The 18,999-nt window shown below is 56.0% G+C and carries 12 protein-coding genes and 1 tRNA gene; 12 read left to right on the forward strand and 1 reads right to left on the reverse strand.

Features of this window, described 5'->3' with window-relative positions:
- Positions 1-267: 267 nt before the first annotated feature.
- From DWV57_RS14305 to DWV57_RS02395, 3 genes are all read left to right on the forward strand, one after another.
- The gene (locus DWV57_RS14305; RefSeq protein ID WP_133303625.1) at positions 268-465 is read left to right on the forward strand and encodes a hypothetical protein; all 198 of its coding nucleotides are present in this window, start codon (positions 268-270) and stop codon (positions 463-465) included.
- Positions 449-1,963 carry an IMP dehydrogenase gene (locus DWV57_RS02390; protein WP_120019819.1) on the forward strand — a complete coding sequence of 505 codons (1,515 nt, stop codon included), beginning with the start codon at positions 449-451 and terminating at the stop codon, positions 1,961-1,963. The genes DWV57_RS14305 and DWV57_RS02390 overlap by 17 nt, the downstream gene beginning before the upstream one ends.
- Before the next feature lie 224 nt (positions 1,964-2,187).
- Positions 2,188-3,705 carry a nicotinate phosphoribosyltransferase gene (locus DWV57_RS02395; protein WP_120019820.1) on the forward strand — a complete coding sequence of 506 codons (1,518 nt, stop codon included), beginning with the start codon at positions 2,188-2,190 and terminating at the stop codon, positions 3,703-3,705.
- A gap of 50 nt (positions 3,706-3,755) precedes the next feature.
- On the opposite strand, the gene DWV57_RS02400 is transcribed toward DWV57_RS02395, so the two are convergent.
- Positions 3,756-3,839: transfer RNA gene (locus DWV57_RS02400), tRNA-Leu, on the reverse strand.
- Positions 3,840-4,113: 274 nt separating this feature from the next.
- Here DWV57_RS02400 and DWV57_RS02405 point away from each other — a divergent pair.
- The 9 genes from DWV57_RS02405 to DWV57_RS02445 all read left to right on the forward strand — a co-directional run bounded on the left by DWV57_RS02405 (position 4,114) and on the right by DWV57_RS02445 (position 18,988).
- Positions 4,114-6,390 carry a hydratase gene (locus tag DWV57_RS02405; RefSeq protein WP_097781857.1) on the forward strand — a complete coding sequence of 759 codons (2,277 nt, stop codon included), beginning with the start codon at positions 4,114-4,116 and terminating at the stop codon, positions 6,388-6,390.
- A 64-nt stretch (positions 6,391-6,454) separates the two neighbouring features.
- Positions 6,455-7,312, forward strand: a complete 858-nt coding sequence (locus DWV57_RS02410; protein WP_120019821.1) for a PHP domain-containing protein — start codon at positions 6,455-6,457, stop codon at positions 7,310-7,312.
- A gap of 91 nt (positions 7,313-7,403) precedes the next feature.
- Entirely contained in the window at positions 7,404-7,667 is a 264-nt protein-coding gene (locus DWV57_RS02415) for a TIGR03905 family TSCPD domain-containing protein (RefSeq protein WP_005937268.1), read from the forward strand.
- A 139-nt stretch (positions 7,668-7,806) separates the two neighbouring features.
- Positions 7,807-10,107 (forward strand): ATP-dependent Clp protease ATP-binding subunit, encoded by a 2,301-nt coding sequence (locus DWV57_RS02420; protein ID WP_120019822.1) that lies wholly within the window; start codon positions 7,807-7,809, stop codon positions 10,105-10,107.
- Positions 10,108-10,312: 205 nt separating this feature from the next.
- Positions 10,313-12,088: a hypothetical protein gene (locus tag DWV57_RS02425; protein WP_120019823.1), complete on the forward strand. Its 1,776-nt coding sequence runs from the start codon at positions 10,313-10,315 to the stop codon at positions 12,086-12,088.
- A 132-nt stretch (positions 12,089-12,220) separates the two neighbouring features.
- Positions 12,221-13,216 carry a YegS/Rv2252/BmrU family lipid kinase gene (locus DWV57_RS02430; protein ID WP_120019824.1) on the forward strand — a complete coding sequence of 332 codons (996 nt, stop codon included), beginning with the start codon at positions 12,221-12,223 and terminating at the stop codon, positions 13,214-13,216.
- Positions 13,217-13,469: 253 nt separating this feature from the next.
- Positions 13,470-13,757, forward strand: coding sequence for a co-chaperone GroES (locus tag DWV57_RS02435; RefSeq protein WP_005937287.1), 288 nt, complete (start codon positions 13,470-13,472; stop codon positions 13,755-13,757).
- Between the two features lie 52 nt (positions 13,758-13,809).
- A complete protein-coding gene (groL, locus tag DWV57_RS02440; RefSeq protein ID WP_097777868.1) occupies positions 13,810-15,453 on the forward strand; it encodes a chaperonin GroEL in 1,644 nt (547 codons plus the stop codon).
- 304 nt (positions 15,454-15,757) lie between these two features.
- Positions 15,758-18,988, forward strand: a complete 3,231-nt coding sequence (locus tag DWV57_RS02445; protein ID WP_120019825.1) for a helicase-related protein — start codon at positions 15,758-15,760, stop codon at positions 18,986-18,988.
- The last annotated feature ends 11 nt before the right edge of the window (positions 18,989-18,999 follow it).

The following is an 18,999-nucleotide window of genomic DNA, read 5'->3' on the forward strand; positions in this document are numbered from 1 at the left end:
ACAAAACCCTATTGCAAAATGGTTTCAAAAGAGTTACAATATGGTTACAGCAAGGGTGAACGACCCTGCTGAGTGTGAAATCTTTTTCTTCTTGTTTTTTGGGATATCGGGCACAGGTTCTCCTCCTCCGGCTGTTCTCCTTCACAGTCGTGATCCATGTGCCGCACAGGCGGTATCCCGCTTCGTGTGCAAAAAAGCTCGTCCGTTCTGGACGAGCTTTTTTGCATCCATAAATCACGCAAAAACCGGCTTCTCATGCGGGAAAGTATGACCTTACGCCATTTTGGTGGGCAATTTGCCTGTTTTTCTGCAAAGGACATTTACAAAGTTTGGCGCGGCGGGGGTTTGTATTCCGGCTGGCTTTGTGGTACAGTATATACAATCAATTTACAGGTTGCAAACATGAATCCGATTGATGTTGATGCGTTAAGAGAAAAGGAGTTTGAACATGGCTTATTTCTATAAAGAACCTTCCCGCACTTTCGGTGAATATCTGCTGATCCCCGGCTATTCCTCTGCAGAGAATATCCCCACAGCTGTCAGCCTCAAGACCCCGCTGGTCAAGTACCGCAAGGGCGAGGAGGAGTGCCCCCTGCAGATGAATATTCCCATGATCAGCGCCATCATGCAGGCGGTCTCTGGCGATAAGCTGGCCATTGCACTGGCCCGTCAGGGCGGCGTGTCCTTCATCTACGGCTCTCAGAGCATTGAGAACGAGGCTGCCATGGTGCGCCGCGTCAAGAGCTTCAAGGCCGGTTATGTCGTGTCCGATTCCAACCTGGCCCCCACTGCCACCCTGCACGATGTGCTGGAGCTGAAGGCACGCACCGGCCACTCCACCATTGCCATCACTGCCGATGGCACTCCGAGCGGCAAGCTGCTGGGCATTGTTGCATCTCGTGACTACCGCATCAACCACACTCCGGATGATGCCTCTGTCACCACCTTCATGACTCCCATTGAAAAGCTGGTCACTGCACCGGAGAACACCTCCCTGCACGACTGCAACAACATCATCTGGGATAACAAGATCAACACCCTGCCTCTGGTGGATGCCGAGGGCAACCTGAAGTATATGGTGTTCCGTAAGGACTACGATTCCCACAAGAAGAACGCCAACGAACTGCTGGATAAGAACAAGAGCTATGTGGTGGGTGCTGGCATCAACACCCGCGATTACGCTGAGCGCGTGCCCGCACTGGTGGATGCCGGTGTGGATGTGCTGTGCATCGACTCTTCCGAGGGTTACTCCGAGTGGCAGAGCCGCACCATCGGCTGGATCCGTGAGCACTACGGCGATACCGTCAAGGTGGGCGCAGGCAACGTTGTGGATGCCGAGGGCTTCCGCTTCCTGGCCGAGGCTGGTGCAGACTTCGTGAAGATCGGCATTGGCGGCGGTTCTATCTGCATCACCCGCGAGACCAAGGGCATCGGCCGTGGTCAGGCTACCGCTGTCATCGAGGTGGCAAAGGCCCGCGATGAGTACTATAAGGAAACCGGCATCTACGTGCCCATCTGCTCCGACGGCGGCATCGTCCACGATTACCACATCACGCTGGCACTGGCCATGGGTGCGGATTTTGTGATGCTGGGCCGCTACTTTGCCCGCTTTGACGAAAGCCCCACGAATAAGGTGCGCATCAACGGCCAGTATATGAAGGAGTACTGGGGCGAAGGCTCCAACCGTGCCCGCAACTGGCAGCGCTACGATCTGGGCGGTTCCAGCAAGCTGAGTTTTGAGGAAGGCGTGGACAGCTACGTGCCCTATGCCGGTCCTCTGGCTGACGGTGTGCAGACCACTCTGTACAAGGTCAAGAGCACCATGTGCAACTGCGGTGCTCTGTCCATCCCGGAGCTGCAGCAGAAAGCAAAGCTGACCGTGGTTTCCTCTACCTCCATCGTTGAGGGCGGCAGCCACGACGTTGTGCTGAAGAATGCTACCCCCAATATCATCAACGGCTAACACGTTTGTTCTGAAAGCCGCCTGTGCTGTTTGTGCATGGGCGGCTTTTTCTTACCGGAAATCGACCGGGATTTTCCAAAAATGCTTGCACCGCTCTGCGTTTGGTGATATCATGATAGAAACGCACTGTCAAGACAGGCAGGCGCGCAAACCTTCCCACAGGTCAGAACGGCAGGGGACAGCAAGGAGCCTTTGCCGGGTGTAAAGAAGAGAGGATACTATTCATGGACGAAATCAAGGTTGTGCCTTATATTCCAGATGAGGACTACGACAACCCCGCAATGGTCGTGGATTTTTATGAATTTACAATGGCAAACTGCCTGTTCCTGCACGGATTCAAGGACACCACGCTGGTGTTTGATATGTTCTTCCGCAAGAACCCGGATGCTCAGGGCTACTCCATCAGCGCCGGCCAGCGCAAGCTGACCCGCTTCCTGCTGAACTACCACTTCAATGCACAGGATATCTGGTGGCTGCGCACCAAGGGCATGAGTGAGGAATTCTGCGAGTATCTGCGCACCTATCAGTGGAAGGGCGACATGTACGCTCTGCCCGAGGGCACGGTGGCATACCCGCATGTGCAGATGGTGCGCATCGAGTGCGACCTCGTGGGCGCAATTCTGATCGAGACCTACCTGCTGCAGACCATGAACTTCCACAGTCTGATCGCCACCAAGGCTACCCGCGTCACCGGCCTGAACACCCACACGCCCCGCAGCGTGATGGAATTCGGCACCCGCCGTGCGCAGGGCGAAAGCGCTGGCAACGATGGTGCATATGCTGCTGTTCTGGGCGGCTGCGTGGGCACTGCCAACTGTTTGGCAGAGATGAAGTTCGGCGCGGAGGTCAAGGCGGTGGGCACCGTAGCGCACAGCTTCATCGAGTTCTTCCCCACGGAGTTTGATGCCTTCAAAGCCTTTGCCGATACCTACCCGGATTCGGTCAGTCTGCTGCTGGACACCTATAATATCATGGAGAGCGGTCTGCCCAACCTCATTAAACTGGACGATTACCTCATCGAAAAATACCCCAACGACCCGAACCGCCGCGTCAAGAGCGCCCGTATCGACTCCGGCGACCTGGCCCGCGGCTCCAAGCGCCTGCGCAAGGCACTGGATGCGGCCGGTAAGCCTTACATCAAGCTGGTGGCTTCCAATGGTCTGGACGAAAAGAAGATCGCCAACATGGAGCTGTATGAGCACGCTCATTTTGACTCCTACGGCGTGGGCGAAAACCTGATCACCTCTGCTTCCGACCCCGTGTTCGGCGGGGTGTACAAGCTGGTGGCGGTCAAGCAGCCGGACGGCAGCTACACTCCCAAGATGAAGTGCTCGGATTCCGCCAGCAAGGCCATCATTCCGGGCAAGAAGATGCCGTGGCGCCTCTACGATGAAAATGGTCAGGCCCAGTGTGACCTGATCGCCATGGATGATGAAGTCATCGAAGCGGGCAAGCCCGTCACGATGGTCAATCTGGACTCCGATGCCATCGAGCGCACCGTCACCATTACCCCCACCAAGGTCAAAAAGCTGCTGGTGCCGCATGTGCTGAAGGGTCAGCTGGCCATTGAGCTGCCTTCGATCGCAGAGAAGAAGGCCTACATTGCAAAGCAGCTCACCGAGGAGACCTGGGAGAGCGAGCTGCGTCTGGAGTGCCCGCATAAGCACTATGTGAACATGACCCCGGCTGTGGCCGAGTGCCGTTCCAAGATGTATGCAGAGCTGCACGGCGGCAAGGTGTAAAATAAGCAAAATAAAAAGCCCCTCAAGCGTAAGCTTGGGGGGTCTTTTTATGCCGCCGACGGGGGTCGAACCCGTACTCTGTCTCCAGAAAGGGATTTTAAGTCCCTCGTGTCTGCCAATTTCACCACAGCGGCATACAACGCTAATAATAATACAATAGAATGGCTTCTTTGTCAAGAAAAAGCACGGAGCCCGTCTCTTCATCCTCCGTTCACGATTCATTTGTAAAAAGTGCTTTTTCTTTCCGTGGTTTCATGGTATAATAACCTTCAGATACGGTTTTCCGGGCCGTAGCCGCGTGCTTTGGCAGCGCGGCAGAAGAGGGCAGAGCGGGCAGCGTACCGCTCTGCTGGGGCAGTGCCCGCAAGATAGGGCGGGCGGGAAATACAAAAAGAGAGGCGAATCGAGATGTTGGATATGATCAAGTGCAGCACCGGCGGCGCATACTATGCCCGCGGTGAATGGGTGCCTGCAGACGGCGAAGCAAGCGCCGCACTGGCAGCAAAGGGCTTTGATGCCGCAGCCATCGAGAACGCAAAGACCGGCACCATGGCCTACAGCATTCTGCAGGCCCACAACACCAGCGGCGATGCCGAAAACCTGAAGATCAAGTTCGATGCCATGGCCAGCCATGACATCACCTTTGTGGGCATCATCCAGACGGCCCGTGCGTCCGGTCTGGAGAAATTCCCCATTCCGTATGTGCTCACCAACTGCCACAACAGCCTTTGCGCCGTGGGCGGCACCATCAATGAGGACGACCACCGCTTCGGCCTGTCCGCCGCCAAAAAATACGGCGGCATTTTTGTGCCCCCGCATCTGGCGGTCATCCACCAGTACATGCGCGAAAAGTTTGCGGGCTGCGGCAAGATGATCCTTGGCTCGGACTCCCACACCCGCTACGGTGCTCTGGGCACCATGGCCATTGGTGAGGGCGGCGGCGAGCTGGCAAAGCAGCTGCTGGGCCGCACCTACGATGTGGCCCGTCCGGGTGTTGTTGCAATTTATCTCACCGGCTCTCTGCCTGCAGGCTGCGGCCCGCACGATGTGGCCATTGCGCTGGTGGGCAAGCTGTTCAAGAGCGGATACGTCAAGAACAAGGTGATGGAGTTTGTCGGCCCCGGCGTTGCGTCCCTGCGTCAGGATACCCGCAACGCCATCGATGCCATGACCACCGAGACCACCTGCCTGTCCTCCATCTGGGAAACAGACGAAACGACGCAGAAATTCCTTGCAGTGCATGGCCGTGCCGCCGACTATAAGAAGCTGGCTCCGGCCGACCTTGCTTATTACGACGGTGTGGTAGAGGTAGACCTTTCTGCCATCCGCCCCATGATCGCACTGCCCATGCATCCCTCCAATGCATTTACCATTGAAGAGCTGAACGCAAACCTTGAGGATATTCTCCATGCCTGCGAGCAGGATGTGCAGAAGCTGATCGGCCGCAAGGATGTCAGCCTTGACCTGTGCAGCAAGATCGAGAACGGTAAACTGCGTGTGGATCAGGGCGTGATCGCAGGCTGCGCAGGCGGTCTGTACGACAGCATTTATGAAGCTGCCTCCATCCTCAAGGGCCACACCGGCGGCTGCGGTGACTACGCCCTGAGCGTGTATCCCGGCAGCCAGCCCATCATGATGGAACTGGTGCGCACCGGAGTCATCCACGACCTGATGGCCAGCGGTGCCACCGTCCGCACTGCGTTCTGCGGCCCCTGCTTCGGCGCAGGCGACGTGCCCGCCAACGGCGCGCTGTCTATCCGCCATACCACCCGCAACTTCCCCAGCCGCGAAGGCTCCAAGCCCGGCAACGGCCAGCTTTCCGGTGTGGCACTGATGGATGCCCGCAGCATTGCGGCCACCACGGCCAACGGCGGCATTCTGACCCCGGCTACCGATATCGACTATGATCCCACCGTGCCGGAGTATCAGTACGATCCTTCCAGCTACGATACCCGCGTGTATCAGGGCTTTGGCAAGGGCGATTACGATGCCCTGCTCAAGCTTGGCCCCAACATCAAGGACTGGCCCGAAATTGCACCGCTGGGCGATAACCTGCTGCTGAAGGTGGCATCTTACATCACCGACCCTGTCACCACCACCGATGAGCTGATCCCCTCCGGTGAGACTTCGTCTTACCGTTCCAATCCTCTGGGCCTGGCCGAGTTCACCCTCAGCCGCAAGGACCCGGAGTATGTGGGCCGTGCCAAGGCCGTGCAGGCCGAAGAAAAGGCCCGCCGTGCAGGCGAGGGCAGCGCCGAGGTGCTGGCCCAGCTGCACAAGGTGCCCGGCTGCGAAAACCTGACTTGGAACGATGTGCAGATCGCATCCACCATCTTTGCCGTCAAGCCCGGCGATGGTTCTGCCCGTGAGCAGGCGGCCAGCTGCCAGCGTGTGCTGGGGGCCGGTGCCAACATCGTTACCGAGTACGCCACCAAGCGCTACCGCTCCAACCTGATCAACTGGGGCATGCTGCCGTTGCAGCTGGTGGGCGCAACGCCCTTCGGTCTGGGCGACTATGTCTTTATCCCGAATGTCCGCGAGGCCCTCAAGGGCGACCTGCAGGACATCAAGGCCTATGTGCTGGGCGACACCGCAAAAGAGTTCAGCCTGTACATGGCCCCGCTGACCGCCGACGAGCGCAAGATCCTGGCCGACGGCTGCCTGATCAATTTCTATAAGCACTGATATGATAGAAGGCTTCCTCTTTGGGGGAAGCCTTTCTCTGGCTTTCTTGGGAGGTTCATTTTCCATGCCCGGCGATCTTCACAACCATTCCACCTGTTCCGATGGCTCTGTGCCCATCCACCGCCTGCCGCTCATGGCGGCGCGGGCGGGGCTGGACACCATGGCCATTTCCGACCACGACACCCTGCTCAGCGTAAACTACTGCTATGAGCACCCTGTGCAGGACGGCGTGCGCCTGCTTCCGGCCACCGAGCTGACCGGCTATGACCATGAGCATAAGCATCGCGTGCACCTGCTGTGCTATTTCCCGGACCCGGAAAGCCGGGATCTGAAGGAGCACTGCGACATCCTGCGACAGCGCCGCAACGAGTGCGGCCTGCAAAGCGCAAAGGAGATCGAAGCGCTGTACCCGCAGTTCCGCACGGAACAGGCGCTGGAATATGCAAAGGACAGCGGTGTGCTGTTCAAAAGCGGCATTATGGAAGCGCTGCACCAGCTGGGGCTGTGCGATGCTGTGTACGGCAAGCTGTACAGTTATCTCTTTGGCTGGGAGCCGCGCGGTGTGGTGCTGCATCAGGTAAAATATCCCTCGGTGCAGGAAGTGATCGCCACGGCGAAAGCTGCCAGTGCGGTGCTGGTGTTTGCACACCCGACCGTTTACAAGAGCATGCCGCTGGTGCGTCAGCTTGCCAAAGAGGGCATCATCGATGGCATTGAGGTGGAGCACCCCCGCAACAGCCCGGAGGACAGGGCCGAGTGTGCTGCTCTGTGTGAGCAGTATGGGCTGATCCATACCGGCGGTACGGACTTCCACGGTGCAAACCACAAGGTGCCGCACCCGGTGGGTACCTGTACCACGGCAGACGATCAGGTGGCCCGCATTCTGGAGCTGGCCCACAAGCGCCGCGGTATTGATGTGTGACCCGGTCACATTGACATTCCGGCACGCTGCTCTATAATAGAAGCAGACGATCTTCGTCGGGATTTCTGTCAAAAAGAGAGGATTTTGAACTATGAGCAAGGAATTCAGCTTCCCGAACAGCGGCACCTGTTCCAAGCAGACCAACTTTGTGCTGAACGATGACCACACCATTGCGTCCATGGAGGTCATTGGCGGCTGCAACGGCAACCTGAAGGGCATCTGCCGTCTGGTCAAGGGCATGAAGGCCGAAGATGTGATCGACCGCATGGAGGGCACGCTCTGCGGTTTCCGCAATACCAGCTGCCCGGATCAGATCGCCAAGAACCTGAAAAAGGCTCTGGCCGAAATGGACTGAAAAAATCAAACAGCGAAGGGGAGATGCCTGCGGGTATCTCCTTTTTGTTTTCCCATCCCGACAGAAAGAGATGTTTTTTTTCTGTGCTTCGGGGCTATACTTCTTGTGAAAACGAATTTCATCAGCAAGGAGCGGGCAAATGAGTATTTGGGAAAAACTTGGCTTTGGCGGGTACAAGGGCTTTTCGCACGAGTCGGATCAGCTGCTGCGCAGTGCGGTGGAGCTTGCCGGGAACCTTGGCTGCGAAAAAGCCGATACCGGCCACCTGCTGCTGGCGATCCTGCAGCAGGATCACGGGGCGGCAGCACGGTTTCTGGAGGGCAAGCAGATCCGGGAACCGGAGGTGCGCCGTCAGCTGGCCGAGAGCCGCCGCGCACCGGCTTTGCATCTGGATCGCTACGCTCTTGCGCCGGACCTCAAGCGCACCATGGATTACGCCATCATCGGGGCACAGAACGCGCACCTGAACCGGGCCGAGCCGGAGCATCTGCTCTGCGCCATGCTGGAGGATGACGGCTGCACAGCAGGCATCCTGCTGGCATCCATGGGCGTGCAGCTCACAGATGCCGTGCGGGAATGCCGCCAGCTGTCCGGGCAGTTCGTACTGCCGTATCAGACGCGGGCCACGGTCAGTGCGCCGCGCGGCAGCCGCGCCAGTGATAAGTACTGCCGGGATCTGACCCGCCGTGCTGCGGAACGGGAACTGGACCCGGTGTTCTGCCGGGAAGCAGAGCTGGACCGCATGGTGGAGATCTTATGCCGCCGTCAGAAGAACAACCCCTGCCTTGTGGGGGAGCCGGGCGTGGGCAAGACCGCCCTTGCCGAAGGACTGGCCCAGCGCATTGCCACGGATCGTGTGCCCCGTGCGCTCAAGGGTCGCCGTCTGCTGGCACTGGATATGGCCAGCCTTGTGGCGGGCACCAAATACCGCGGTGACTTTGAGGAGCGGTTCAAGAACCTGCTGGAAGAGCTGGTGCGGGACGGCAACTCTATCCTGTTCGTAGATGAGTTCCACACCATCGTGGGTGCCGGTGCAGCGGAGGGTGCCATCGATGCAGCCAGCATCTTAAAACCGGTGCTGGCCCGGGGCGAGATACAAATTATCGGTGCCACCACTACCGAAGAGTTCCGCACCCACATCCAGAAGGATGCCGCACTGGAACGCCGTTTCGGCAAGGTGCAGGTAGAGGAGCCTACGCCTGCGCAGGCGCTGGATATCCTCAACGGGCTTGCGCCGCGCTATGAGCACTACCACAATGTCTGCCTTCCGCCGGAAGCGCTGCAGGCTGCGGTGGAGCTTTCGGTGCGGTATCTGCCGGGGCGCTTTCTGCCGGATAAGGCCATCGACCTTGTGGACGAAGCCTGTGCGGCGGCACGCATCCGGGCCGAGCAGGCAAAGCAGTCAAAGCCCACGCTGATGCCGGACGATATCGCCCATGTGGTGGCGCAGGCCAGCGGTGTGCCGGTGGAGCGGGTAGGTGAGCAGGAGCGGGAACGACTGGACAAGCTGGAAGAACGTCTCAACGCCGAGATCGTGGGCCAGAGCCGGGCTGTGGCTGCAGTGGCAGGTGCCATCCGGCGCAGCCGCACCGGTCTTGGCGAGCCGGGCCGGCCCATGGGTGCCATGCTGTTTCTTGGCCCCACGGGAGTGGGCAAAACGGCTCTTGCCCGGGCGCTGGCGGTCAGCTGGTTCGGCAGCGAAAAAGCCCTGCTCAAATTTGATATGTCGGAGTATCAGGAGCAGCACACCGCTGCCCGGCTGCTGGGTGCGCCGCCGGGCTATCTGGGCCATGACGAGGGCGGACAGCTGACCGAAGCAGTGCGCCGCCGCCCTTACAGTGTGGTGCTGTTTGACGAGATCGAAAAGGCACACCCGGACATTCAAAACATCCTTTTGCAGATACTGGAAGATGGCCAGCTGACCGATGCCATGGGCCGCAAGGCGGATTTCCGCAACACCATCGTACTGCTCACCTCAAACCTCGGCGCACGTTTTTTGGCGGGTCAGAGCACGCCGCTGGGCTTTGCGGCGGGCAGCGAAGCCGTGTTTGAAAAGCAGTCTGCGCAGGCCATTGAGGAGGCAAAAAAGTGGTTTCGGCCAGAGCTGGCAGGCCGTCTGGACGAGATGATCGTATTCCGTCCGCTGGCCGACGACAGCCTGTGCGCCATTGCCGAAAAAATGCTGTGCCAGCTGGAGCAGCGTGCCGCCCGCAGCGGCTACCAGCTGCATCACACACCGCGGGTAGGGCAGGCGCTGGCAGCAAAGGCCCGCTCTGCCTACGGGGCCAGAGAACTGCGCCGCGCAGTGGACAGGGCAGTGGAGCAGGCACTTGCGGATCAGATCGCATCCGGCACGGCCTGCGTGGGCCAGCACTGGACAGCGGACTGCTCGGCGGATGGTGCTATCGTCCTGCGGGAGGACGAAACCGCAACACTTTAAAGCATCGGAAGCTCAAAAAGGACCGCCCTGAGTTACAAGACCCGGGGCGGTATTTTTTTGTCTGCAGGGGGCGGGCGGAAGCGATTCACGCAGCTTTTGGCGCGATTCACGCAGGTTTTGTTCTACTTTTTGCAAAAATATGGTATACTTCCCTCAAAGCATACCCCCCCCCGTAAATAAAACGGAATAAAAAGGAGAAAACTGTATGAAACTGCACAAGCTTATCCAGCGCGCTTCGGCGGCAGTTGTGGCCTCGGCCATGATACTGTCGGTGACACTGCCAACATTGGCTGCGGCCCCGGACGGAACGGGCAATGCCGCTGTGGCAGATATGGTAAGTTTGACGAACGGTACTGCCGCTTTGAGCGAGGAAGACGAAGGGCGAGATACCGGTATCACCGTCAACGGCCAGAGGGTGCTTGTCAACAGTACCGTGGTCGATAATATCCGGATTCGGTTTACAGGCGGCACGGATGTCAGCACCCTGACGATCCTGCAGGCAGTTGCCGGCAATCTGATGATCAATGTCCCCACCGCTGCGGGCGATGTTGATGTAGTGATGGAAACAGCAAGCGGTGCAGCTGTCGGCGGAAACCTGACCGTGGCCGGTGCACACAACGTGACCATAACCGGTGAAACCATGGTGGCAGATCAAGCAGATATTGACGATATCAGCGGTGATCTGACCCTGATCGCAACGGGTGAGGGTGGCAAGGCGATCGGTGATTGGATATCGGTCTGCGTTTCTTCTAGTAGTGGCGAAAAGGCGATTTATGTCGGCAGCAACAGAGAAACGGAACAGTTTAAAAGCCGTATCGGTCATCATTACGTATCGTGCAGTTGGGAGCCTTCGGAAGCTTATATCAGCGTCCGGAAAGCACCTGCCTACCCGGTAACAGTGCATGGAGGAAAACTCGAGGACTCTGAGAATAACACGACCTTTTACAAAGGTGAAACTGTATGGGTGAAAACCTCCCGGCCAGAAAAGGGCTTGAAATTCAACCGTTGGCTTTTTCCGGCTGACGTAGAAACTATCGGTGACCCGACAAAAACGGCCTTTTTCTTTACCATGCCAGACCATGCGGTGGAAGTGACGGCAAATTGGGAACTTTACACCGGCAGCGAACCGACGGTGTTCTGGGAATATTACACCCATAGCGGTTTGCTTACCCCGGATAATACTCCGCAGGATCCGGCTGGCATGTCAAACATGACCGTTTCCTATGACTCTGCAAGCAAGACATACACGGTCGATCTTAAGGGCGATCTTGAGATTCCGGTGGATTTCAAAGGCAACGAAAATCCGAACATCAAGGTCAAAGGTAAACTGGGAAATTCCGTCCATATTTCCGGTGCAAACAATGTAAGCATCGATATTGATTCCCAGGAGAGGAGAACAGACCTGAATGTGGATTGCGCCGGTACGCTGAGACTGAAAAATAATACCGGGAACTCTCCTCTGGAACTGAAACTGACCTATAAGCAGGCCGAAGGCGCGGGATACACTGTGGTGCTGGACGGCGAAGAACTGGAAGAAACGCCTGCTTATGAAAATGCCGCCGTAAGCCTGAACGAGAGCCTGACCATCATCCCTGACATCTCGGACCCCATCCCGGATGATTCCAGTGCGGGCGGCGACAGCTCCGATGCCGCAGGGGCTCTTGTGGCAGCAGCTGTTGCGGGTGCTGCTGTCTTTGGCGGCTACACCATCATCACGGAACTGATGCTGCAGGATCTTCTGCCCGAGGGCGCGGCGATCCCCCAAAATCAGGCCCAGCTGGCAAAACTGGTCTGGCAGACGGCGGGTTTTCCGGAACCGGAAAATGCTTCTGCCTTTGCCAATATGACGGACCCCGAAACAGCCAAAGCTGCACAGTGGTGCGTGGAGCAGGGCTATTTGGATGCGGATTTCGATCCCGACAGATGGACCCCGAAATTCAAGGTCATCCAGACATGGAATAAGGCATTCCCCAAACAGTAAACATCCCCCCGAAGGGAGCGGAGACATCCGCTCCTTTTTTGTGCGTACGGGGCAGGGACATTGTGAGATTGGCTCTTGCATCCTTTTGGTTTTCTGTTATCATAGAAGCAACAGAATTGCAGGAGGAAGTCCATGCGCACATTGTTTCTTTTGAACCCAACTGCCGGTAAGGCCGATTGCACCCGTACGCTGCCGCAGCAGATCAATGCTGCCGCCGCGCGTGCAGGGCTTGCGCCGGAAGAATATGCCATTCAGGTCACAAATCACGCCGGTCATGCCCGGGAGCTGGCCAATGCCGCTGCGCAGCAGGCCCGGCAGAGCGGGGAAGAACTGCGGGTCTTCACTGCCGGCGGCGACGGTACCTTCAACGAAGCGCTCACCGGGATCTATGGCTATGCAAATGCAGCCGTGGGCTGTCTGCCCTTTGGCAGCGGCAACGATTTTCTGCGCACCTTTGGTACAAAGGAAGAGTTTCTGGATCTGGATGCCCAGCTGGCCGGTGGGCCGGTGAGCATCGATCTGATGCAGACCAGCCTTGGCCTTTCGGCCACCATCTGCGCTGCCGGTCTGGATGCGCAGGTTGCCTACGGCATCCCGAAGTTCCGGCGCATCCCGCTGTGCGGCGGCGAGATGGCCTATGTGCTTTCCATTGTGGAACAGCTGTGCGGACACATCGGCCGCAGGGTGGAGTACACCATCGATGGTGAAACGCTGGATGTGGACTGCCTGATGTGTGCCATCTGCAATGGCCGCACCTATGGCGGCGGTTTCTATGCAGCGCCGGAAGCACAGCCCGACGATGGTTGGCTGGATGTATATATCATCCGCAAGGTGAGCCGCGTGACCATTGCAAAGCTGCTGGGAATGTACAAGAGCGGCAAGCACTTCCAGAACGGTCAGCTCGTCAGGGCTGCAGAGCCGTACTTCATTTACCGCCGCGCAAAGCAGGTGAGCCTGCGCGCTGCGGATGGCCGCGGGCCGATCGTTGCCACGGCAGACGGTGAATGCGCACCCAAGGAACAGATCACTGTACAGGTACAGCCGCTGGCAGGGCGCATCCTTCTGCCAAAGCCTGCTTTTGAGCGCTTTGCAGCGCAGAGGACGGCACAGAGTGCAGACCGAACATGAAAAACCAGAAGAAGAGACAGCTTTTTTGTCCAAGAAGAAAGCTGTCTCTTTTTCGCTGTACGGCTGATTTTTTCATCTGTCATAAATTCTTAACAAAAAGAAGCAAAAAAGGTCTTGATTTTTCGGGTCAAGATGAGTACAATACACTTAGCACTCAGAGAAATGGAGTGCTAAAGAACCAAAGAGCCGGCACGAGGCCCTTTGGACACAGCAAAGTTTTAAATTATATTTTTACTATAGGAGGGCAAGAACTATGAAGATTATTCCTCTTGCAGACCGTGTTGTCATTAAGGCTGTTGAGGTTGAGGAGACCACCAAGGGCGGTCTGATCCTGACCGGCAGTGCTAAGGAAAAGCCCCAGGTGGCTGAGGTCATCGCTGTCGGCCCCGGCGGCGTTGTGGACGGCAAGGAAGTCAAGATGACTGTGAAGGTCGGCGACAAGGTCCTCACCAGCAAGTACTCCGGTACCGAGGTCAAGGTGGACGGCGAAGAGTGCACCATCGTCCGTCAGGGCGATATCCTGGCAGTCGTTGAGGACTGAGCAGTTTCCCCTCTGATATTTGAAAATTGAGCTTTAAAGGAGCGATTTGATTATGGCTAAGCAGATCAAGCAGGGCGAGGATGCCCGCAAGGCACTGTGTGCCGGTATCGATACCCTGGCAAACACCGTTAAGATCACCCTGGGCCCCAAGGGCCGCAATGTGGTGCTGAGCAAAAAGTTCGGTGCACCGGTCATCACCAACGATGGCGTGACCATTGCCAAGGAGATCGAGCTGAAGGATGAGTTCGAGAACATGGGCGCACAGCTGGTGCGTGAAGTCGCTACCAAGACCAACGACGCAGCAGGCGACGGCACCACCACCGCAACCGTTCTGGCACAGGCCATGGTCACCGAGGGCATGAAGAATGTCACCGCCGGTGCAAACCCCATGGATATCCGCCGCGGCATGAGCAAGGCTGTTGCCAAGGCTGTTGAGACCATCAAGGCTCACAGCCAGAAGGTGAAGGACAGCAACGATATCGCCCGCGTCGGCACTATTTCTGCAGGCGACCCCGAGATCGGCCGTCTGATCGCCGAGGCTATGGAGAAGGTCACCTCCGATGGCGTTATCACCATTGAGGAGAACAAGACCACCGCTGAGACCTACAACGAGATCGTGGAAGGCATGCAGTTCGACCGCGGCTACCTCACCCCGTATATGGTCACCGATACCGACAAGATGGTGGCTGACCTGGACAACGCCGCTATCCTGATCACCGATAAGAAGATCAGCGTGATTCAGGATCTGGTCCCTCTGCTGGAGCAGGTGATGCAGAACGGTCTGAAACTGCTGATCGTGGCTGAGGACATTGAGGGCGAGGCTCTGTCCACTCTGATCGTCAACCGCCTGCGCGGCACCCTGAACGTCTGCGCTGTCAAGGCTCCCGGCTTTGGCGACCGCCGCAAGGAAATGCTGCAGGATATCGCAACCCTGACCGGCGGCACCGTGATCTCCTCCGATCTGGGCTATGAGCTGAAGGATGCTACCGTCCAGATGCTGGGCCATGCCCGTCAGGTGAAGGTCTCCAAGGAGAACACCACCATCGTTGGCGGTGCAGGCGATAAGGATGCCATCGCAGCCCGCATCGCTCAGATCCGCAGCCAGATCGAGGCCGCTACCAGCGATTTCGACCGTGAAAAGCTGCAGGAGCGTCTGGCAAAGCTGGCTGGCGGCGTGGCCGTCATCAAGGTCGGCGCTGCTACCGAAGTTGAGATGAAGGACAAGAAGCTGCGCATCGAGGATGCTCTGAACGCAACCAAGGCTGCTGTTCAGGAAGGTGTTGTTGCTGGCGGCGGCACTGCTCCTATCAATGCGATCCCCGCTGTGCGCGAGCTGTGCGACACGCTGGAAGGCGACGAGCGCACCGGCGCTAAGATCGTGCTGAAGGCTCTGGAAGCTCCTCTGCGCCAGATCGCGAAGAATGCCGGTCTGGAAGGCAGTGTCATCATCGACAAGATCATCTCTGCCAACAAGCCCAACTACGGCTTTGATGCTCAGAACGAGGTCTTTGTGGACGATATGATCGCCGCTGGCATTGTTGACCCCACCAAGGTCACCCGTTCCGCTCTGGAGAACGCAGCCTCCGTCGCTGAGATGGTGCTGACCACCGAAAGCCTGGTCGCTGACCTGCCGGAACCCCCTGCTGCACCCGCTGCTGCAGGCGGTGACATGGGCGGTATGGGCGGCATGTACTAATAACTGCCTAAAAACCGCATGAATCCTTGATTTTTGGAGCGCGCAAAAGCGGATTTACGCCAAACTTACGCCACTTACGCCAAAAATCAAAGCGCACTATAGGGTAACAAAATCGGCACTCGCTGAAAAGCGGGTGCCGATTTTTGTATCACGAAAAGCTGATGGATGCTGCACACTACACACCGTCAGCTTTTTCGTTTACAGGGGAAAAAGTGGGTGGTATAATAGAAATAGATTTTTGTAAGAGCGCCTTCATAGTCAAGACTATAAAAGAATACGGATAAGCATAAAACCGGTGGATGATATGAAAATTCTGGATAACATCACCAATACCGTTCGAGATGATCTGCGGGTGGAAATCAAAAAAGGCAGCAGGGTGTCTATTGCGGCAGCCTGCTTTTCGATGTATGCCTATAAAGAGCTGAAGAAGCAGCTGGAAACCATAGATGAGTTTGAATTTATCTTTACATCGCCCACTTTTGTGAAAGAAAAGGCTGAAAAGCAGAAGCGGGAGTTCTACATTCCCCGCATTTCCCGGGAAACAAGCCTTTACGGTACAGAGTTTGAAATCAAACTGCGCAATGAGATGACCCAGAGAGCCATCGCAAAGGAATGCGCAGACTGGATCAGGAAAAAGGCAACGTTCAAATCGAACACCACCGGCGAAAATATGGCTGGCTTCATGACGGTGGATTCCGGTGCAGCACAGACCGCTTATATGCCGATTGGCGGCTTTACGACAGTCGATATTGGCTGTGAGCGTGGAAATAACAGCTACAACATGGTCAACTGCATGGAGGCTCCGTTTGCACAGCAGTACATGAAGCTGTTTGATACTCTTTGGAACGACCGGGACAAAATGCAGGATGTCACAGATGTAGTTCTGGAGAATATCAGCACGGCTTATGCTGAAAATTCCCCGGAGTTCATCTACTTTATGACGCTGTATCATGTGTTCAGCGAGTTTTTGGACGACATCTCAGAAGACGAATTGCCGAATGAGGCAACCGGCTTCAAGCAGAGCAAGATCTGGAGCCTGCTGTACGACTTCCAGAAGGATGCGGTGCTTGCCATCATCAATAAACTGGAAAAGTACAACGGCTGTATCCTTGCGGACAGTGTTGGCCTTGGTAAGACCTTTACCGCACTGGCTGTCGTAAAGTATTATGAGAACCGAAACAAGTCGGTTCTTGTGCTGTGCCCCAAAAAGCTGGCGGAAAACTGGAATACCTACAAGGACAACTATGTGAACAACCCGATTGCATCGGATCGGCTGAACTATGACGTCCTGTTCCACACAGACCTGTCCAGAAGCAGCGGAAAATCGAATGGCCTCGATCTGGATCGCCTGAACTGGGGCAACTACGATCTGGTAGTCATTGATGAATCGCACAACTTCCGCAACGGCATCGGTACGCACAGCAAGACGCAGGACAACCGTTACCAGCGGCTGATGGACAAGGTGATCCGTGCCGGAGTTAAGACCAAGGTGCTGATGCTTTCGGCAACGCCGGTCAACAACCGCTTTGTGGATTTGAAAAATCAGCTGGCCCTTGCCTATGAGGGAAACTCCGAATATCTGGATGAAAGGCTGAACACCTCAAAGAGCATTGAAGACATCTTTAAGCAGGCGCAAAAAGCCTTTAACGCATGGAGCAAACTGAAACCAGAAGAGAGAACCACGGATGCGCTGCTGCGGACATTGGATTTCGACTTTTTTGAGCTGCTGGACAGTGTGACCATCGCACGTTCCCGTAAGCACATCGAGAAGTACTATAACACCAACGCTATCGGAAAGTTCCCGGAGCGGTTGAAGCCGATCTCTGTTCGGCCATGCCTGACAGACCTGAATAATGCCATCAACTACAATGAGATTTACGAGCAGCTGATACAGTTGAGCTTGTGCGTCTATATGCCCTCCAACTACATCTTCGCAAGTAAGATCCAGAAATATCAGGAGCTGACACACAATAAGGGCGAGAATCTGACCCAGAGAGGCCGTGAGCAGGGTATTTGTCGGTTGATGAGTATCAACCTGCTGAAACGGCTGGAAAGCTCTGTACATTCGTTCCAGCTGACCCTGATGCGCATCAAGAAACTGATTGATGGTACGATTCAGTCCATTGACCAGTTTGAACGCTCCGGCCACGCTGATCTGGATATATACGACATGGCCGGAGACGATTTTGACATGGACGATGAGAACACTGACTTTTTCACCGTCGGCAAAAAAGTCAAAATCGATCTTGCGGATATGGATTGGAAGAGTTGGCGTGATGAACTTCGAAAAGATGCAGAAATTCTGGAGCTGTTGACCTTTATGGTGGCAGATATCACACCGCAGCACGACACCAAGCTACAAGAACTGTTCCAGCTGCTGTCCGAAAAAATTGAGCATCCGATCAATGCCGGCAACAAGAAAGTGCTGATTTTTTCTGCATTTTCGGATACTGCAGAGTACCTCTTTGACAATGTGAGTACATTCGTAAAGCAGAAGTATGGGCTAGATACCGCTGTCATTACCGGATCGATTGATGGGCGAACCACGATCAAGGGCTTCAAGGCAACACTCAACAATGTACTGACCTGTTTTTCTCCGCTCTCCAAAGACCGGGATGTTCTGATGCCCGGTAGTACCACGGAGATTGATGTACTGATTGCGACAGACTGCATTTCCGAAGGCCAGAACTTGCAGGACTGCGATTATCTGATCAACTATGACATTCACTGGAACCCGGTACGCATTATCCAGCGTTTTGGACGAATCGACCGTATCGGCAGCAGAAACCAGTACATCCAGCTTGTGAATTTCTGGCCTGATCTGACGCTGGACGATTACATCAACCTGAAATCCCGTGTGGAGACCCGCATGAAAATCACAGTTATGACCTCTACCGGAGATGATGACCTTATCAACCCCGAAGAAAAGGGCGATTTGGAATACCGCAAGGCACAGTTGAAACGCTTGCAGGAAGAGGTCGTTGACATCGAGGATATATCGGACGGCATCTCCATCATGGATCTGGGACTGAACGAGTTTCGGCTCGACCTGCTGGATTACATCAAACACAACGGTGATCTGGACAAGAAGCCCCGTGGACTTCATGCGGTGGTTCCAGCTACGGATGAACTGCCGGAGGGTGTGATCTTCGTGCTGAAAAACATCAATAACAGCGTCAATGTGGACAATCGGAACCGCATCCATCCGTTCTACATGGTTTACATCGGCATGGATGGGCAGATTATCTGCGACTACCTGAACCCCAAAAAGATGTTGGACGATATCCGGCTGCTGTGCCGTGGAAAGACTGAGCCAATCAAAGAGGTGTATGAACGCTTCAACCGGGAAACAGACGATGGAAAGGACATGGCAGAAATGTCCGAATTGCTGAGCGAAGCCATTGATTCAATCATTGATATTAAGGAAGAAAGCGATATCGACAGCCTGTTCTCTGCGGGCGGAACAACAGCATTACTCAGTCAGGTGTCTGGGCTGGATGATTTTGAGTTGATTTGTTTTCTTGTCGTGAAATGAACACATAGAGG

Source organism: Faecalibacterium sp. AF10-46 (assembly GCF_003604105.1).
GTDB classification, from domain to species: Bacteria; Bacillota; Clostridia; order Oscillospirales; family Ruminococcaceae; genus Faecalibacterium; species Faecalibacterium taiwanense.